Raw genomic sequence first — 17,961 nt, forward strand, 5'->3', positions numbered from 1 at the left:
TCATCACCTCGCCACAGGTGCACTTACTGAACCGGAACAAATTATCCAAGCCCCCTTGCCACAGGTTGCAGTCAGTAATCCGGAAGGAACTGCCAGCCCTCTGAATCAGTCGCATGAACAGGCAGACCGGATTCAGAGGAGTGAATGTGTCCAGCGATCCCAAGCGTCATGTCGTCGACGCGCCAGTGATTCATCGCCTGCGGGTGCTGACGGTCAACACACACAAGGGTTTCACCGCGCTCAATCGGCGCTTCATCCTGCCGGAGCTGCGGGAAGCGGTGCGCAGTACCTCGGCCGACCTGGTGTTTTTGCAGGAAGTGGTGGGTGAACACGAACGCCATTCCAGCCGCTACAACGAATGGCCGCAAACCTCACAATACGAATTTCTCGCCGACAGCATGTGGAGCGACTTCGCCTACGGGCGCAATGCGGTGTACCCCGACGGCCATCACGGCAACGCACTGCTGTCGAAATACCCGATCCGCGAATACCGCAACCTCGACGTCTCGATCACCGGCCCCGAACGTCGCGGCCTGCTGCACTGCGTGCTGGACGTGCCGGGGCACGCCGAGGTGCACGCGATCTGTGTTCACTTGAGCCTGCTGGAAAGTCATCGCCAGTTGCAGCTGCAATTGCTCTGTCAATTACTTGAGTCGCTGCCCGAGGATGCGCCGGTCATCATCGCCGGGGATTTCAACGACTGGCAGTTGCAAGGCAATGCTGCCCTCGCCCGCCGCGACTATTTGCACGAAGCCTTCGAACGCCACCACGGCCGGCCGGCCAAGACCTATCCCGCGCGTTTTCCGTTGTTGCGTCTGGACCGTATCTACCTGCGCAACGCCAGCAGCCACGACCCTCAGATTCTCGGCAACAAGCCATGGACGCATCTTTCGGATCACCTGCCGCTGGCTGTCGAAGTGCATTTATAGCCAGGACTAAGGCGCACTAATGACAGCCAACCACGCGGCGGCAGGCTTGACGATTGAGTGGCCCCTGTCAGGCAGCACACCGGTTGTCGCCTGCCTGATGCCTCTGCGCCGCTGCTTTGGTCGCGATTACGCCTACAAACAAGAACTTAGATATGTGCAGAAAAACAAACGCTTGCAGCAGCTGTTTTGACCTTACCACTCATCGTCCAATTTCTTGACGCAGGGCCGCTGGTCTTCTTATCTCTACCTTACTACCCCCGGAAATATCTATTCGGGGCGAGCCTCAAGACCCCCGGCGACATCGGGCGGCCACGGTTCGCCCCGCTCCATTCGGTCGCCCCTCGTTCGGGGTAGGAGAGACGCCAAATCGAGATAGCGCATGCGATTGCAAGGTAGACCTCCATGAAAACTTCACTCACCTCACAAGAGATCAAAGTTACGTTCTGCACGGTTTCGAGCTCTATCTTGCTCTGCTCGTCCATGGAGGCACAGGCCGGTCCTGCGGCGGATGAAACGACTTCGTGGTATCGCGACGACGTGCCGGTGCTGACGCTGCCGGCCACGGTCGTCACCCCCGAATCGCAACGCTTCAGCCCGAGAGCGGATCTGCAAGGCACCCGGTTGATCACCGAAGACCTCGCTCCTGCCGCGTGGGATCAGCTTTACGGCCGCAGTGCCCGCCAGGCACAAACCGATGTGCAGTCCTCAGGACTGATGCCCCCCGGCAGCGGCGAATTCAAAGGCCCGGCGGTGCTCACCCTGCAAAGCGGCAGCGGTCATGTCCAGACCTTCGGCCTGATCGGCGGCCTCAACCAGATTCAAGCCAACGGCAACGGCCTGATCACGAGCCGCGCCATCGAAGACCCGACCACCGACACCCTCAACCTGCAAGGCCAGAGCCTCGGTGCCTATTACAGTCTGTCCGGTGCGCAGGGCTGGCACGTCGATTTGTCGGCCAGTGGCGGCCGGGTCAGCGGCTTCAGTCGTAACGAACAAGGCGCGCGGCAAGCCACCGAAGGCAGCGCGATGACCTTCTCGGTCGAGGGCGGTTACCCGATTGGTCTGGGCGAAAACTGGGTGGTCGAACCGCAGGCGCAATTGATCAATCAGCGCATCACCCTGGATACGCCTTACGCCGGTTCGGGCAACGCATCCTCGACCGATCTGACTGCGTGGAGCGGTCGGGTCGGGGCTCGGTTGAAAGGCAGTTATGACTTGAATGGTCTGCCGGTCGAACCCTACGTGCGCACCAACCTTTGGCACACGGTGTATACCGGCAATACGGTGACGCTGGATCAAGTCGACAAGATCAGCAGCAGCCGCAAATCATCAACGGTGGAGTTGGGCCTGGGACTGGTGGCGCGGGTGACGCCGGCGGTGAGCCTGTATGTCAGCGCCGATTACAGCAGCGATGTCGATGACAATGATTTGAACGGGCTGATCGGTAGCCTGGGTGTGCGAATGAGGTGGTGAGGGCAATGTCTTGCGGCGCCTGAACCGGCGCCTTCGCGAGCAAGCCCGCTCCCACAGGGAATCGCACTCAAGTTCTCACTGGATGAATGCGATCCATTGTGGGAGCGGGCTTGCTCGCGAAGGCAGCGACGCGGTCTCGGATCAGCCCCCGGGCTTAAGGATCAACACCGCCAGCGGCGGCAGATTCAGTTCCAGCGACAACGCCTGGCCATGGCTCGGTACTTCCTCGGTAAACGCCCCGCCACCGTTGCCATAGTTGGAGCCGGCATAGGTGTCGGCGTCGCTGTTGAGCAACTCGCTCCAGCGCCCGGCGAACGGCACGCCGACCCGATACGACTGACGCGGCACCGGCGTGAAGTTGGCCACCACCAGCACCGGTTCACCGTCCTTGCTCCAGCGCAGCCACGCGTAAACGCTGTTGATCGCATCGTCGCCGATCAGCCACTGGAAGCCTTGCGGTGCATCGTCCTGATCGTGCAGGGCCGGCAATTCCCGGTACAGCCGATTCAGGTCGCCGACCAGTTTCTGCACGCCTTTGTGTTCCGAATACTGCAGCAGATACCAATCGAGCTGCTGATCGTGATTCCACTCGCGCCACTGGCCAAACTCGCAGCCCATGAACAACAGCTTCTTGCCCGGATGCGTCCACATGAAACTCAGGTAGGCGCGCAGGTTGGCGAATTTCTGCCAGCGGTCGCCGGGCATCTTGTCGATCAGCGAGTGCTTGCCGTGCACCACTTCGTCATGGGAGATCGGCAGGATGAATCGCTCTGACCAGGCGTAGACCAGGCCAAAACTCAACTCGCTATGGTGATGTGCGCGGTACACCGGATCCTGCTGAATGTAGTGCAGCGAATCGTGCATCCAGCCCATGTTCCACTTGTAGGCGAAACCGAGACCGCCCTGCTGCGTGCTCTGGCTGACGCCGGGCCACGCAGTGGACTCCTCGGCGATTACCAGCGCACCGGGCGCCTCCAGCTCGACCACATCGTTCAAGTGGCGGAGGAAGTCGATGGCTTCCAGATTCTCGCGACCACCATGGCGGTTCGGCACCCACTCGCCGGCCTTGCGCGAATAGTCGCGATAAAGCATCGAAGCCACCGCATCGACGCGCAAACCGTCAATGTGGAAATGCTTCAACCAGTGCAACGCCGACGCCAGCATGTAACCGTGCACTTCGGTGCGACCGAGGTTGTAGATCAGCGTGTCCCAATCCTGATGAAAGCCTTCCAGCGGGTTGCCGTATTCGTACAGCGCGGTGCCGTCGAATTGCGCCAGACCGTGGGTGTCGGTCGGAAAATGCGCCGGCACCCAGTCGAGGATCACGCCGATATCGGCTTTGTGGCAGGCGTTGACGAAGTCACCGAACTGTTCCGGCGTACCGTAACGCGCACTCGGGGCGAATTGCGAGAGCAACTGATAACCCCAGGAACCACCGAACGGGTGCTCCATGATCGGCATCAGTTCGATGTGGGTGAAGCCCAGTTCCTTCACGTACGGAATCAGGCGTTCGGCCAGTTCCGGCCAGGTGTACTGACGGGCCACTTCGCCGAGATCATCCAGCTCGCACTGCCAGGAACCGGCGTGCAGCTCGTAGATCGACAGCGGCGCCGAATGCTTCTGCCGTTCGCGGCGGCCGCTCATCCAGTCCTGATCCTGCCAGTCAACCTGCAGCGGCGCGGCGACTTTCGACGCGGTGTCCGGCGGCAGGCTGGTGGCCAGCGCCATCGGGTCAGCCTTGAGCGGCAGAATCCCGTGGGCGCCAAGAATTTCGTATTTGTACAACTCCCCCGCTTGCAGGCGCGGGATAAACAATTCCCAGACCCCGGAAGGATGACGCAGGCGCATCGGATGGCGACGACCGTCCCAGACGTTGAAATCTCCGACCACGGAGACACGCCGGGCATTCGGCGCCCACACCGCAAACCGTACGCCATCAACGCCCTCGACGGTCATCAGCTGCGCGCCAAGGCACGCGCTCAGATCACGGTGATTACCCTCGGCGAACAGGTACAAATCCATTTCACCGAGCAACTGACCGAAGCTATAAGGATCCTCCGCGACCTGCTCGCCGCCGGCCCAGCGCGTGCGCAACAGATACGGCCGCGCATGATCGAAATGGCCGACAAACAGCCCCGGGGTTTCGGTCTGTTCGAGCGGGCCGCGCTCTTCACCACTGTCTTTGTCCAGCACGACAACGCTCAAGGCACCGGGCAAATAGGCACGGATAAACTGCCCGCCAGCGCCATCGCCGTGCGGGCCAAGAATGGAAAACGGATCGTGATGTTCAGCACGTACCAGCGCGTCGATGTCCTTCGCCGCCGGCAACAATGCCTCTTTGACCTGACCCTGTTCCTTGTTCGAGAAACTCATGACTACTCTCCACCAAGATCGGAAAAGGGTTTAAGCCCTGTCAATAACCCATACAAACCGTGCAACGGCACGGGCAGCCACGTCGGGCGATTTTCGGCTTCATAGGCCACTTCATAGGCCGCCTTCTCCAGGCCGAACAACGCCAGCGCGGCGTCGGCACCTTCAGGATCTTGCCAAGCATGATCAAGACTAGCTGCCGCTCGGCGATATGCCTGAACAAATACCTCGCGTGCCTCACGCAGATAACGTTCGGCGACACGTTGGCGTGCCCCTTCGGACTCGGCACTGTGATCGACGTTGTGCACGTTGATCGTCATCGCCGCTGCGTAATCGAAAGAACGCAGCACGCCGCTGACATCTTTGTACGGGCTGTGTTTGCCGCGCCGTTCGCTCAATGGCCGCGCCGGTTCTCCCTCAAAATCGATCAGATAAGCGTCTCCCTTGATCACCAGTACCTGGCCTAGGTGTAAGTCACCGTGTACGCGGATTTGCAAGCCACCAACGGATTTCTTCGCCAGATCCTGCACATGGGCGAGGATGGTTTTCTTCTCGTCGAGCAGGCGTTTGACCAGTTTCTGATCCGCCGCGTTGAGTTCGCCCTGATGCTGCTTGAGCAGTTTCAGCGCGTGTTCGACCTGAGCGGAAACGTCCTTGCCGGTGACCTGTGCATCCTTGGCCGTACTGACTTGCGGTGCGAAGTCGGCATTCTCGGTCGGCGCTGCGAGCACTTGGTGCATTTCGCCCAGACGTTGGCCGAGCATGCCGGCAAAATCCTTCAACTCACCCAGTGCGTTGTAATGCTGTTCCTGTTCGGACATGGCGTCCGCCAGTTCGTCGCGCAACGCCCGTTCGAGGTTGTTCTGCGTCCACTCCCAGGCGTCGCCCTGATTGCTCAGATAGCCTTGGGCGATCATCAAGAGATTGTCTTCGCCCTTGGCGTCGCGGCGAATGACCGACCCTAGCAACGGCGAAATGTTGGCGTATCCGGCTTCGGTCAGGTAGGCGCTCATTTCCAGTTCCGGGTGGACACCAGAGGCGACTTTGCGGATCAGCTTGAGCACCAGACTGTTGCCGATCACCACCGAACTGTTCGATTGCTCGGCGGACAGGTAACGCACTTCCGAGTCGGCGCCCAGGCCGAGTTTGTCCAGTTGCGCGGTCGGTGCAAAACGAATCTCGCCCTCGGCCGATTCCAGCACCGTGTGGTTCTGCATGCCTTGCAGAACGGCACGAATAAACGCTTCGAGGCTGAACGCATCGGTGATCAAACCGACCTGACGCACCCGCCGCACGCGGGCCAGCGCCAGTTGCTGCGGTAATGCCGGGCCGACCTGATCTTCGGAAATAAAGCCGAACGGCAACTGATAACGGCTGGTCTGGCCGCCGCTGGTGACTTCGATTTCACTGAGCAGCACTGGGTGCTGGGCGTCGCCGAAGCGCACGCCGTACGCCAGATTGACCTTATCGATGGCCGCATCCTTGCCGGCGAACCAGCGACGGTTTTGCAGCCAGCTCGGCAGAATGCTCTGCTCCAGCGTGGCGCGGGACGGCGCTTCGAGCAGTTCTTCCATGCGTTTTTTCAGCACCAGCGTGGTGAAGTCCGGCAGGCTCTGCGCCGGTTCCACGTGCCAGCTCGGCATCTGGTTTTCGCTGGCGAGGGCAAACCAATAGAAGCCGTACGGTGCCAGAGTCAGGAGAAAATTCAACTGGCCAATCGGCGGGAACGCGTTACCACCGAGCATCTCCACCGGCACCATGCCGACGTAGGCCGACAGATCCAGCTCCGCCGCTTGCGCACTGCGTGAGACGTTGGCCACGCACAGAATGATTTCGTGCTTGCCATCGGCATCGGTGAATTCGCGGGTGTAGGCCAGTATCCGCCGGTTGCTCGGCGAGAGCATTTTCAGCGTGCCGCGACCAAACGCCTTGGATTGTTTACGCACGGCGAGCATGCGCCGGGTCCAGTTAAGCAGCGAATGCGGGTCGCCGGCCTGGGTTTCGACGTTGACCGACAGATAACCGTATTGCGGGTCCATGATCGGCGGCAGCACCAGACTGGCCGGATCGGCGCGGGAGAAGCCGCCGTTACGGTCAATCGACCACTGCATCGGCGTACGCACGCCGTCGCGGTCGCCCAGGTAGATGTTGTCGCCCATGCCGATTTCGTCGCCGTAATACAACGTCGGCGTGCCCGGCATCGACAGCAACAGGCTGTTGAGCAGTTCGACGCGACGACGGTCGCGTTCCATCAACGGCGCCAGACGCCGACGAATGCCGAGGTTGATCCGCGCACGGCGGTCAGCGGCGTAGTAATTCCACAGGTAATCGCGCTCCTTGTCGGTGACCATTTCCAGCGTCAGTTCATCGTGGTTGCGCAGGAAGATTGCCCACTGGCAATTGGCGGGAATTTCCGGGGTCTGACGCAAAATATCGGTGATCGGGAAGCGATCTTCCTGGGCCAGCGCCATGTACATGCGCGGCATCAACGGGAAGTGGAACGCCATGTGGCACTCGTCGCCATTCAAGCCCGCCGCGTCGGTGTCGCCGAAATACAGCTGCGTGTCTTCCGGCCATTGGTTGGCCTCGGCCAGCAACATGCGGTCGGGGTAATTGGCGTCGATCTCGGCACGAATCTGCTTGAGGACGTCGTGGGTCTCCGGCAGGTTTTCGTTGTTGGTGCCGTCGCGTTCGATCAGGTAAGGAATCGCGTCCAGACGCAAGCCGTCGATGCCCATGTCCAGCCAGTAACGCATGACCGAAAGCACCGCTTTCATCACTTGCGGGTTGTCGAAGTTCAGATCCGGCTGGTGCGAATAGAAGCGGTGCCAGAAGTATTGGCCGGCGACCGGGTCCCAGGTCCAGTTGGACTTTTCGGTGTCGAGAAAAATGATCCGCGTGCCGTCGTATTTCTGGTCGTCATCCGACCACACGTAAAAGTCGCGCGCCGCCGAGCCGGGTTTGGCTTTGCGTGCGCGCTGGAACCACGGGTGCTGGTCGGAGGTGTGGTTGATGACCAGTTCGGTGATCACTCGCAAACCGCGTTTGTGTGCCTCGGCGATAAAGCGCTTGGCGTCGGCCATGGTCCCGTAATCGCTGTGCACGCCCCGGTATTCGGCGATGTCGTAGCCGTCGTCGCGACGGGGCGAGGGGTAGAACGGCAACAGCCAGATAGTGTTGACGCCGAGTTCGGCGATGTAATCGAGTTTGGCGATCAGGCCGGGAAAGTCGCCGATCCCGTCATTGTTGGAGTCGAAAAACGATTTGACGTGAACCTGATAAATCACCGCGTCCTTGTACCAGAGCGGGTCTTTGATGAAGGTGGCTGACTTGGGTTTCTTCGCCATGTGAAACTCCTGTTGAATACTCTGAGACCACACAAATGCCTCTGAACTGAGGACTCCTGTGGCGGGGGAATCGTCCCCGTTCGGCTGCGCAGCAGTCGTAAGTTCATGCAGCGCGATATGTCTTGGTAAAAGCGGGGCCGCTTCGCGGCCCAACGGGGATAAATCCCCTCGCCACAGGGGACTGTGAATCGGCTTAGGTGGTAGTAATCCGCCAGATCCCGAACGGTTGGTACGCCGGGTCGATGCGCATGAACTGGTACTTGCCGTGCCAGTCCCAGCGATGCCCGCTCATCAAATCCTCACCGTGGGTCGTGGCATCGTCCGGCAGGCCCATCTCCCACAGCGGCAGTTCGAAATTCGCTTCCTGCACGTTGTGCGGATCAAGGCTGACCGCCACCAGAATGAAGTTGCTGCCGTCAAAACTGCGCTTGCCGAAGTACAGAATGTTGTCGTTCCAGGCGTTGTAGATCTTCAGACCCAAATGCGTGTGCAACGCCGGGTTCTGCCGGCGGATGCGGTTGAGCTGGGCGATCTCGGCAATGATGTTGCCGGGCGCAGTAAAGTCGCGTACGCGGATTTCGTACTTCTCCGAATCGAGGTATTCCTCCTTGCCCGGCACCGGCGCCGCTTCGCACAGTTCATAACCCGAATACATGCCCCACAGGCCCGAACCCATGGTCGCCAGCGCCGCACGGATGAGAAAACCCGCGCGCCCGGATTCATGCAGAAAGGCCGGGTTGATGTCCGGCGTATTGACGAAGAAATTCGGCCGGTAGCACTCGCGCCACGGCGATTCATTCAGTTCGGTGAAGTAAGTGGCCAGTTCAGCCTTGGTGTTGCGCCAGGTGAAATAGGTGTAGCTCTGGGTGTAACCGACCTTGCCCAGCCGCGCCATCATCGCCGGCGTAGTAAAGGCTTCGGCAAGGAAGATCACCTCGGGGTGCAACGCCCGCACATCGGCAATCAGCCATTGCCAGAACGGCAGCGGTTTGGTATGCGGATTGTCGACGCGAAAGATCTTCACGCCCTCCTCGACCCAGCCGACGACGATGTCGCGCAGCTCGACCCACAGACTCGGGATCGCTTCCGGCGCATAGAAATCGACGTTGACGATGTCCTGATATTTCTTCGGTGGGTTCTCCGCGTATTTGATCGTGCCGTCCGGGCGCCAGTTGAACCAGCCCGGATGCTGCTTGAGCCACGGGTGATCCTGGGAACACTGGATGGCGAAATCGAGGGCGATCTCCAGGCCATGCTCCGCCGCAGCGGCCACCAGCCGGCGGAAGTCTTCGCGGGTGCCGAGTTGCGAATGGATCGCTTCGTGGCCGCCCTCCTCGCTGCCGATTGCATACGGACTGCCGGGATCATCCGGGCCGGCGGTCAGCGAATTGTTGCGACCCTTGCGGTGAGCACGACCAATCGGGTGGATCGGCGTGAAGTACAGCACGTCGAAACCCATGTCCTGAATCATCGGCAGCCGCGAGTGCACGTCGTTAAAGGTGCCATGACGGCTGGGATCGTCGGTGATCGAGCGGGGAAACAGTTCGTACCAACTGGCGAACTCGGCGAGTTCGCGCTCGACGTCCATGGGGAATTCGGCGCTGACGCTCAAATAGGCGCGATGATCGGCCTCAGCCATCAGCTGCGCACTGTGCGAGTGCAGGAACAACGCGACCTGCTCGGTTTCGAGCAGCCCGGACAGTTCGTGATGTAACGCCGCAAGCTGTTCGCTCAGTTGCCCCTCGCTGCGCTCAGCAGCCTGTTGCACCATCGTCCGGCCTTCCTGCAACTCAAGGGACACCGGAACGGCAGCGTTGTGCTTCTTCTCCAGTTCGTACTGGAAACTGGCGAAGTGGTCGATCCACGCCTCGATGCAATACAAAAAACGGCCTTGGTGCTCGGGACGAAACTGGCCTTTCCAGCCATTGTTGCCCTGATCGGACATGACCTCGCTTTGCCAGGTCTCTTCGCCTTCCTCGCGCCAACGGATGCGCACCGCGAGTTTTTCGTGACCGTCGGCAAACACTTTGCTGGTGACCACCACGTCGCGGCCGGCAATCGACTTCACGGCGAACTGCCCGCCGTCGAGGGTCGGCATGGTGTTTTCGATGACGATGCGCGGCAGCAGCAGTGCCTGCGACAGCGGCATGTGCGGGTTGTAGCTCTGTTCCGAAGGTTTTTCAGCAGTCATTGAGCATCTCTCCTTAACGCCCCAAGGACGCTCTTGTGCCGGATCAGTGTTCACAACGAAGCACCGGCCCCGTAATGAACTCTCTCTGGTTCCGAGCCACCGGCAAGGGGAAAAGTTCAGCGCAAATTACCCGGCACGAAAAGCGGATCGAATTCGCCACGAGGTGGTCAATCCACTTAAGCACTTCTCACGCCATGTGCCACACGGAGGTTTACAGATGAATATCCCGATCCCGGCTGAAACGCCCGATCCGAACATCGACAACCCGACAATTCCCGAGACCGAGCCGCAGCCGGTGCCCGAGCAGGAACCACCGGGAACCACGCCGCCACCGAAACAAGAACCGCCGACGACCATGCCACCCGTGATCGTCTAACTCACCCTGTTGATCGTTCCCACGCTCTGCGTGGGAACGCAGCCCGGGACGCTCTGCGTCCCAAAGCGGACGCGGAGCGTCCATTGAGGCATTCCCACGCAGAGCATGGGAACGATCAATCATGGGAACGATCAGTTACAGGTGATCGTTGTCTTGCTCGTCTTTCTCGAACAACCGGACGATGTGCGGCATCACGCTGAAGATGGCCAGTGCCAGAAAAGTGCTGAGCAACGCCGTCGCTTCCTTGCCCAGTCCCGCCGCCACACCGATGGCCGCCGTCATCCACAATCCCGCCGCCGTGGTCAGGCCTTTGACGTGGCCTTCATCGCCTTCGCGATTTTTCAGAATGGTCCCGGCGCCGAGAAAACCGATCCCGGCAATCACCCCCTGCAGCACCCGGCTCATCGCGTCGGACTCTGCGCCAGACGTCTGCGGCACCAGCACAAACAGCGCCGCGCCCAGCGCCACCAGCATGTGCGTGCGCACGCCGGCAGCTTTGCCCTTGTGCTCGCGCTCGAAGCCGAGAATCCCGCCCAGCACCGCCGCCATCAGCAAGCGCACGGTGATCCGCGTCAGTTGCGACGCATCGCCTATGTCGGCGAATTCCGCTTGCAGCGTTTCCAGCACTTCATGCCACCAGGCGTTCATCGGGTTTTCCTTGTTATTGGCTCGTTGAACGATGGACAGCGCCGACCATTAATCGGTTGCGTAGAACGATCGGCAGCGCCTGTGCCCTAACCCTTCAGACACCCCTGGAAAAAAGGACAGCCACCATGCCTCTGCGAGTCGACGAATCCAATCCCGAGCAAAAAGTCTGTTTTTTCACCGTCGAACATGGCGAAGAAATTCGTATCTGCGACACCCTCGAAGTCAAAACCGATAGCGACAAAGCCATGTCCTTTGTGGAGATCGAGGGCCGCCGCGTCTACATCACCGAAGCCGAGGCTGACGCACTGACCGTTGCCGGGGCAAAGGACGGCCGCAAGCACTTGAAGGCCGACGAGAGTGATTCGGTGATTTGACTGACCTCGGTCAATGCCCGCCGCAAACGCCTGCTATAGGCGTTTGCGCCCCGCCGTCCGGGCTGCTTCAAGTTGTCGCAGCTCTGGCGTAAAAGCTCATCTGATACGCTTTTTATTGAAATAGCTGAGTCTGTTATGCAAACAGATCGGCGCTCATAGTGCCTCGGCCTGATGGAGGCTGATGAGCGAACGACCATGAGCGAACAAATCCCCGTCCGAACCGTAGAAGCATCTCCCCAGATAAAAAAAGTACCGGCGCGCCCAATGAAGGCGAAACACGCCACCAGCGACAACCAGATTTTCACCCGCAGCTTCACCGGCCTGTTCCGCACCCTGCGCCTGAGCGGCGCGGGGTTTTTGTTTGTGCTGTTTTTCGGCACCGTGTGGCTGAACTGGGGCGGACGTCAGGCGGTGCTCTGGGATCTTTCCGAAAGCAAATTCCACATCTTTGGCGCGACCTTCTGGCCACAGGATTTCATCCTGCTCTCGGCGTTGTTGATCATTGCTGCGTTCGGCCTGTTCGCCATCACCGTGTTCGCCGGGCGTGTCTGGTGCGGTTACACCTGCCCGCAAAGTTCGTGGACGTGGATTTTCATGTGGTGCGAGAAAATCACCGAGGGCGAACGCAACCAGCGGATCAAACTGCAAGTAGCGCCGTGGAGCTTGAACAAACTGGCCCGGCGTGCGGCCAAGCACACGCTGTGGCTGGCCATCAGCGTGATGACCGGCCTGACCTTTGTCGGCTACTTCACACCGATCCGCCCGCTCGCTGAAGAACTGCTGACCCTGCAGATCGGCGGCGTCAGCCTGTTCTGGGTGTTGTTCTTCACCGCTGCCACTTACATAAACGCCGGCTGGCTGCGTGAAGCCGTGTGCATGCACATGTGCCCGTATGCGCGATTCCAGAGTGTGATGTTCGACAAGGACACGCTGGCAATTGCCTACGACGTGGCCCGTGGCGAAAACCGTGGCCCGCGCAAACGCGACATGAAACCGGCCGAAGCCGGCCTCGGCGATTGCATCGATTGTCAGTTGTGCGTGCAGGTCTGCCCGACCGGCATCGACATCCGCGATGGCTTGCAGATGGAATGCATCGGCTGCGCGGCGTGCATCGACGCCTGCGATTCGATCATGGACAAAATGAACTACCCGCGCGGTTTGATCCGCTACAGTTCCGAACGCGAATTGCAGGGCGGCAAGACTCATTTGCTGCGGCCACGGCTGATCGGTTATGTCGCGGTGCTGCTGGTGATGATCGGCGCACTGGCCCTGGCGCTGGTCGAGCGGCCGATGGTGTCGCTGGATGTCACCAAGGATCGCGGGCTGTTCCGCGAAAACGGTCAGGGCCAGATCGAAAACATCTACACGCTCAAGGTGATCAACAAGACCCAGCAGCGCCAGGACTACAACCTGAGCCTGGTGGACGGCGACGGCTTCCAGCTGCAAGGCAAGACCGCACTGAGCCTGGCGCCGGGCGAAATCGTCGATGTGCCGGTGTCGGTGGCGATGACCACGGAACGCCCGAGCAGCAGCTCGCAAACGCTGAGCTTCAAGATTGCCGACAGCGATGAGCCAGAGATTTACAGCGTGGCGAAAAGCAGGTTTGTGGCGCCGATGAATCGTTGATCCCTTAGACTGCGACGCGGCCATTCGCGAGCAAGCTCGCTCCCACAGAGAAATTCGGTCAAATGTGGGAGCGAGCTTGCTCGCGAACGAAGGCGACGTGGTCTTCCAGAACTAAATCAATCCGGACCCAAGATGAAACGCTACGAAAAATTCGCCGACGACATCGCTGAACTGATCCGCTCCGGCGTCCTCGGCCCCGGCCAGCGCGTGCCGTCGGTGCGCTACGCCAGTCAGACTTACGGCGTGAGCCCGTCGACGGTGTTCCAGGCCTATTATCTGCTCGAACGCCGTGGCCTGATCCGTGCGCGGCCGCGCTCCGGCTACTTCGTCAACACCCACGCGCCGAGCCCGTTTTCGGAGCCGGTGATCAGCAGCCACGTCAACGACTCCACCGAAGTCGACGTCAGCGAACTGGTGTTCTCGGTGCTTGAGTCGATCAAGGACCCGAGCACCGTGCCGTTCGGCTCGGCGTTTCCCAGCCCGACCCTGTTCCCGTTGCAACGCCTGTCCCGCTCGCTGGCCAGCGCCGCCCGGGAAATGGATCCGCGCATGGTCGTCACCGACATGTCGCCGGGCAACCCGCAACTGCGTCGGCAGATCGCCCTGCGTTACATGGTCGGCGGACTGATGCTGCCGATGGAGGAGCTGCTGATCACCAACGGCGCCCTCGAAGCGCTGAACCTGTGCCTGCAAGCGGTGACCGAACCCGGCGATCTGGTGGCCATCGAGGCTCCGGCGTTCTATGCCAGCCTGCAAGTGCTGGAACGCCTCAAGCTCAAAGCCGTGGAAATCCCCGTGCACCCGCGCGACGGCATTGACCTCGGCGTCCTCGCGCAGACGCTGGAGCGCCACCCGATCAAAGCCTGCTGGTGCATGACCAGTTTCCAGAACCCGATGGGCGCGACCATGCCCGAGGCCAAGAAGCAGGAACTGGTCGAGCTGCTGCGCCGCCATCAGGTGCCGCTGATCGAAGACGACGTCTACGCCGAACTCTATTACGGCCAACAGGCACCGAAACCGGCCAAGGCGTTCGACACCGAAGGGCTGGTGATGCATTGCGGCTCGTTCGCCAAAAGCCTGGCCCCCGGCTATCGCATCGGCTGGGTCGCCGCCGGGCGTTACGCGCAGAAGATCGAACGGCTGAAACTGATGACCTCGTTGTGCGCTTCGATGCCGGCGCAAGCGGCGATTGCCGACTATCTGCAACACGGCGGTTACGACCGTCATCTGCGCAAATTGCGTTACGCGCTGGAAGAACAGCAAAGCGCCATGCTGGCGGCCATCGCCCGTTATTTCCCTGCGCAAACGCGGGTCAGCCAACCGGCGGGGGGCTACTTTTTGTGGCTGGAGCTGCCACCGCAGATGGATTCGTTGAAGTTGTTTCAGATGGCGCTGGCGCAAGGCATCAGCATCGCGCCGGGGCCGATCTTTTCACCGACGCAGCGGTTCAGGAATTGTATTCGGCTGAATTACGGCAGTCCCTGGACTGAGGATTCGGAGAAAGCCATGGAGACGTTGGGGCGGATTGTGCGGTCGTTCTGATAAATGACCGGTGTCGATATTGACGCCTTCGCGAGCAAGCCCGCTCCCACAGTAAACCGAGTTTCTTCAAATGGAATGCGGTCAACTGTGGGAGCGGGCTTGCTCGCGAAGAGGCTCTGTCAGGTAACAAAAATACCGCAGATCAGCGCCCACCACCCAGATCGACGAAAGTCCCCGTGGCATACGAGGCCTTGTCCGAAAGCAACCAGACAATCGCTTCCGCCACCTCATCCGGCCGGCCGCCCCGGGCCATCGGAATCGCCGATTCCAGCTTGCTGACCCGATCCGGATCGCCGCTCAAGGCGTGGAAATCGGTGTAGATATAGCCAGGTCGCACCGCGTTCACCCGAATCCCCTCGCCCGCCACTTCCTTGGACAAGCCGATGGTGAAGGTGTCGAGCGCGCCTTTGGATGCGGCGTAATCGACGTATTCGTTTGGCGAACCGAGACGGGCAGCCACCGACGACACGTTAACAATGCTGCCACCCTGCCCGCCGTGTTTGGGCGACATGCGCAGGATCGCGTGCTTGGCACAGAGGATCGGCGCCAATACGTTGGTTTTCATGATCTTGAGAATGCGGAATTCGGACATTTCATCGACCCGCGACTTGTGTCCGACAGTGCCGGCGTTGTTCACCAGTGCGGTGACGCGACCCAGCTCGGTGTCGACCCGCTGAAACAGCGCGACCACTTCATCTTCGATGCTGACGTCGGCGCGTACGGCAATGGCTTGTGCCCCCAACGCGCGGACTTGCTCCAGCACGCTGTGCGCGGCCTGTTCGTCTGACTGGTAGTTGATGCAGATCCGATAGCCCTGTGCAGCAGCCAACAGCGCCGTCGCCGCGCCAATCCCGCGCCCGCCACCGGTGATGACAATGACTTTATCCATGCTGGCCTTCCCCCACGATGCACACGTAACAGTCGGGGGGAAGAATAACCGCCATTGACGGGATTTGCATGGGCTCTGATCACTGCCCCTCGCCACATCGATCTCAGGCTGGCAACTGCTCCGAGTTCACGATGCTCTGCATGAATTTATCCGCCGGCATCGGATGCCCCAGCAGATAACCCTGCAGCGAATCACAGCCCAGCTGCGTCAGGAAGTCCTGCTGCACACCGGTCTCGACACCTTCGGCGACAATGCGCAAGCCCAGCGCCTGACCCAGCGCGACAATTGCCGAAACAATCGCGGCGTCGTCACTGTCGTGTTCCAGATCCCGGACGAAACCGCGATCGATCTTCAGCTCATTGGCCGGCAGACGTTTGAGGTACATCAGGCTCGAATAACCGGTGCCGAAGTCATCGATCGACAGGTCCACGCCCATGTCCGACAACTCCTGCAACACCGTCATGCTCGCATCGGCGTCGCTCATGGCGGTGGTCTCGGTGATTTCCAGGGTCAGGCTGTTGGCCGGCAAGTGATGCGTGGCCAGCGCCTTGGCCACGCTTTGCACCAGCCCTGAGTGGCAGAACTGCAACGCCGAGAGGTTCACGGCAATGCGCCAGTCGGTGTAACCGAGCACGTACCACTCGCGCATCTGCCGGCACGCCTCGTTGAGCACCCAGTCGCCGATGGCAATGATCACGCCGGTTTTCTCCGCCAGATCGATGAACTTGTCCGGCATCAACATGCCGTGAACCGGGTGTTGCCAGCGCAGCAACGCTTCGGCACCAACCGGACGGCCGTTCGCGGCATCGAACTTGGGCTGATAGTGCAGGCTGAACTGACTGTGCTCCAGCGCCGCGCGCAGGTCTTGCAACAACTGCAGTTGCTTGCGGGCGTTGTTGTTCATGGACGCGTCGAAAAAACTGTAACCGTTTTTGCCGCCGCCCTTGGCGTGATACATCGCCGCGTCAGCGTTCATCAGCAGTTCCTGAGCGGTCTGGCCGTTGCCCGGGTACAGGGCGATGCCGACGCTGGCGGAGATCTGCAAATCATGTTCAGCAACGCGGAACGATTGCGCGATCAGGCCGACCTGACGCGCCGCCAGGCCCAACGCATCGTTGGGTTCGGTCAGACGCACCAGCAAGACAAACTCATCACCGCCGATCCGCGCCAACGTGTCCAGGCTGCGCAGGTCCTCGCGCAGACGGACCCCGACTTCGCGCAGCAACTGATCGCCCATGTGATGACCGAACGCATCGTTGACCGGTTTGAAGCCGTCCAGATCGATGAACATCAGCGCGAAACAACCGCCCTGCTCATGAACCTTTTTCATGGCCTGATTGATCCGGTCGTCGAGCAGCATGCGGTTGGGCAAACCGGTCAGGGTGTCGTGCAGGGCCAGTTGCGTCAGTTCGCGGTTGGCCACCGTCAGCGAGTGCGCCAGGTCTGCGGTGCGCGCTTCGAGGCGGGCGTCGAGAATCGAAGTCAGCAAGGCAATCGACAACACCGCCAGCGTGGTGATCAGCACCAGACTGTCGAGACCGTTGCCCTTCAAGCCATTGAGCGTCGCGCCGCAGAAACTGCCGTCAGGAAACTGCGCAGCGGCCATGCCGGTGTAATGCATGCCGACAATCGCGATGCCCATGATCACCGCAGCACCACCGCGAATCAGTCGCACGTAAGGCGAATGCTGGCGCAGGCGGAAGGCAATCCACAACGCAGCCGCGGACGCACCGACGGCGATCAGCAAGGACGCGCCGAACAGCGTCGGGTCGTAGTCGATTCCCGGGGTCATGCGCATGGCGGCCATGCCGGTGTAATGCATGGCGCTGATGCCGGCGCCCATGATCAGCGCGCCGAACGCCAGTTGCAGAACCGGTAGCTTCGGCTGGCTCACCAGCCACAAGGCAAAGCCGCAGGACAGCACTGCAATCAGCAGCGACAGTGCGGTGATGACAATGTCGTAACCCAGGTCGATCGGCAATTTGAAGGCGAGCATGCCGATGAAGTGCATCGACCAGACGCCAACGCCCATCGCCAGCGCGCCCCCCGCCGTCCAGAAGTGCACGGCGCGGCCCTTGGCCGTGGCGATCCGCCCGGTGAGGTCGAGCGCGGTGTATGACGCGAGGATCGCCACACACAACGAAATGAAAACCAGCGTGAAGGAATAACTACCGATGAGCATGGGAATTCTCGTGG

13 protein-coding genes are annotated in these 17,961 nt (G+C 60.6%); 7 read left to right on the forward strand and 6 right to left on the reverse strand.

Annotated features, from left to right (window positions below; genetic code table 11):
• Positions 1 to 146: 146 nt before the first annotated feature.
• The 3 genes from F2P67_RS00065 to F2P67_RS00075 all read left to right on the forward strand — a co-directional run bounded on the left by F2P67_RS00065 (position 147) and on the right by F2P67_RS00075 (position 2,402).
• Complete coding sequence (locus F2P67_RS00065; RefSeq protein ID WP_166215733.1) at positions 147 to 929, forward strand: endonuclease/exonuclease/phosphatase family protein; 783 nt, start codon at positions 147 to 149, stop codon at positions 927 to 929.
• A 19-nt stretch (positions 930 to 948) separates the two neighbouring features.
• Positions 949 to 1,119 (forward strand): hypothetical protein, encoded by a 171-nt coding sequence (locus F2P67_RS00070; protein ID WP_166215736.1) that lies wholly within the window; start codon positions 949 to 951, stop codon positions 1,117 to 1,119.
• Positions 1,120 to 1,331: 212 nt separating this feature from the next.
• A complete protein-coding gene (locus F2P67_RS00075) occupies positions 1,332 to 2,402 on the forward strand; it encodes an autotransporter domain-containing protein (RefSeq protein WP_166215739.1) in 1,071 nt (356 codons plus the stop codon).
• A 141-nt stretch (positions 2,403 to 2,543) separates the two neighbouring features.
• Here the strand turns inward: F2P67_RS00075 and glgB are convergent, their stop codons facing one another.
• From glgB to F2P67_RS00090, 3 genes are all read right to left on the reverse strand, one after another.
• Positions 2,544 to 4,775 carry a 1,4-alpha-glucan branching protein GlgB gene (glgB, locus tag F2P67_RS00080; protein WP_166215742.1) on the reverse strand — a complete coding sequence of 744 codons (2,232 nt, stop codon included), beginning with the start codon at positions 4,773 to 4,775 and terminating at the stop codon, positions 2,544 to 2,546.
• A gap of 2 nt (positions 4,776 to 4,777) precedes the next feature.
• Positions 4,778 to 8,119: a maltose alpha-D-glucosyltransferase gene (gene treS / locus F2P67_RS00085; RefSeq protein WP_166215744.1), complete on the reverse strand. Its 3,342-nt coding sequence runs from the start codon at positions 8,117 to 8,119 to the stop codon at positions 4,778 to 4,780.
• Between the two features lie 193 nt (positions 8,120 to 8,312).
• On the reverse strand, positions 8,313 to 10,310 hold the full coding sequence (locus F2P67_RS00090; RefSeq protein WP_166215746.1) for an alpha-1,4-glucan--maltose-1-phosphate maltosyltransferase: 1,998 nt from the start codon (positions 10,308 to 10,310) through the stop codon (positions 8,313 to 8,315).
• 217 nt (positions 10,311 to 10,527) lie between these two features.
• Here F2P67_RS00090 and F2P67_RS00095 point away from each other — a divergent pair, with 217 nt between their 5' ends.
• The gene (locus F2P67_RS00095) at positions 10,528 to 10,686 is read left to right on the forward strand and encodes a hypothetical protein (protein WP_166215748.1); all 159 of its coding nucleotides are present in this window, start codon (positions 10,528 to 10,530) and stop codon (positions 10,684 to 10,686) included.
• A 135-nt stretch (positions 10,687 to 10,821) separates the two neighbouring features.
• Here the strand turns inward: F2P67_RS00095 and F2P67_RS00100 are convergent, their stop codons facing one another.
• On the reverse strand, positions 10,822 to 11,334 hold the full coding sequence (locus tag F2P67_RS00100) for an MgtC/SapB family protein (RefSeq protein WP_166215750.1): 513 nt from the start codon (positions 11,332 to 11,334) through the stop codon (positions 10,822 to 10,824).
• Between the two features lie 125 nt (positions 11,335 to 11,459).
• Here F2P67_RS00100 and F2P67_RS00105 point away from each other — a divergent pair, with 125 nt between their 5' ends.
• The 3 genes from F2P67_RS00105 (at position 11,460) to mapR (ending at position 14,876) form a co-directional block, all read left to right on the forward strand.
• Positions 11,460 to 11,708: a DUF3203 family protein gene (locus tag F2P67_RS00105; protein WP_166215752.1), complete on the forward strand. Its 249-nt coding sequence runs from the start codon at positions 11,460 to 11,462 to the stop codon at positions 11,706 to 11,708.
• A gap of 195 nt (positions 11,709 to 11,903) precedes the next feature.
• Entirely contained in the window at positions 11,904 to 13,334 is a 1,431-nt protein-coding gene (gene ccoG / locus F2P67_RS00110) for a cytochrome c oxidase accessory protein CcoG (RefSeq protein WP_166215754.1), read from the forward strand.
• A 132-nt stretch (positions 13,335 to 13,466) separates the two neighbouring features.
• Entirely contained in the window at positions 13,467 to 14,876 is a 1,410-nt protein-coding gene (gene mapR, locus F2P67_RS00115) for a GntR family transcriptional regulator MpaR (RefSeq protein WP_008087199.1), read from the forward strand.
• Positions 14,877 to 15,018: 142 nt separating this feature from the next.
• Here the strand turns inward: mapR and F2P67_RS00120 are convergent, their stop codons facing one another.
• Entirely contained in the window at positions 15,019 to 15,765 is a 747-nt protein-coding gene (locus F2P67_RS00120) for an SDR family oxidoreductase (protein ID WP_166215756.1), read from the reverse strand.
• Positions 15,766 to 15,868: 103 nt separating this feature from the next.
• Complete coding sequence (locus tag F2P67_RS00125) at positions 15,869 to 17,947, reverse strand: putative bifunctional diguanylate cyclase/phosphodiesterase (RefSeq protein ID WP_166215758.1); 2,079 nt, start codon at positions 17,945 to 17,947, stop codon at positions 15,869 to 15,871.
• Between the last annotated feature and the right edge of the window lie 14 nt (positions 17,948 to 17,961).

This window comes from Pseudomonas atagonensis (assembly GCF_011369485.1).
GTDB classification, from domain to species: Bacteria; Pseudomonadota; Gammaproteobacteria; order Pseudomonadales; family Pseudomonadaceae; genus Aquipseudomonas; species Aquipseudomonas atagonensis.

Coding starts and splice junctions, on each gene's coding strand:
- F2P67_RS00070 (WP_166215736.1), top strand. CDS start 949: ATGACAGCCAACCACGCGGCGGCAGGCTTGACGATTGAGTGGCCCCTG.
- F2P67_RS00090 (WP_166215746.1), bottom strand. CDS start 10,310: ATGACTGCTGAAAAACCTTCGGAACAGAGCTACAACCCGCACATGCCG.
- F2P67_RS00075 (WP_166215739.1), top strand. CDS start 1,332: ATGAAAACTTCACTCACCTCACAAGAGATCAAAGTTACGTTCTGCACG.
- F2P67_RS00105 (WP_166215752.1), top strand. CDS start 11,460: ATGCCTCTGCGAGTCGACGAATCCAATCCCGAGCAAAAAGTCTGTTTT.
- glgB (WP_166215742.1), bottom strand. CDS start 4,775: ATGAGTTTCTCGAACAAGGAACAGGGTCAGGTCAAAGAGGCATTGTTG.
- F2P67_RS00120 (WP_166215756.1), bottom strand. CDS start 15,765: ATGGATAAAGTCATTGTCATCACCGGTGGCGGGCGCGGGATTGGCGCG.
- F2P67_RS00125 (WP_166215758.1), bottom strand. CDS start 17,947: ATGCTCATCGGTAGTTATTCCTTCACGCTGGTTTTCATTTCGTTGTGT.
- F2P67_RS00100 (WP_166215750.1), bottom strand. CDS start 11,334: ATGAACGCCTGGTGGCATGAAGTGCTGGAAACGCTGCAAGCGGAATTC.
- ccoG (WP_166215754.1), top strand. CDS start 11,904: ATGAGCGAACAAATCCCCGTCCGAACCGTAGAAGCATCTCCCCAGATA.
- F2P67_RS00095 (WP_166215748.1), top strand. CDS start 10,528: ATGAATATCCCGATCCCGGCTGAAACGCCCGATCCGAACATCGACAAC.
- treS (WP_166215744.1), bottom strand. CDS start 8,119: ATGGCGAAGAAACCCAAGTCAGCCACCTTCATCAAAGACCCGCTCTGG.
- mapR (WP_008087199.1), top strand. CDS start 13,467: ATGAAACGCTACGAAAAATTCGCCGACGACATCGCTGAACTGATCCGC.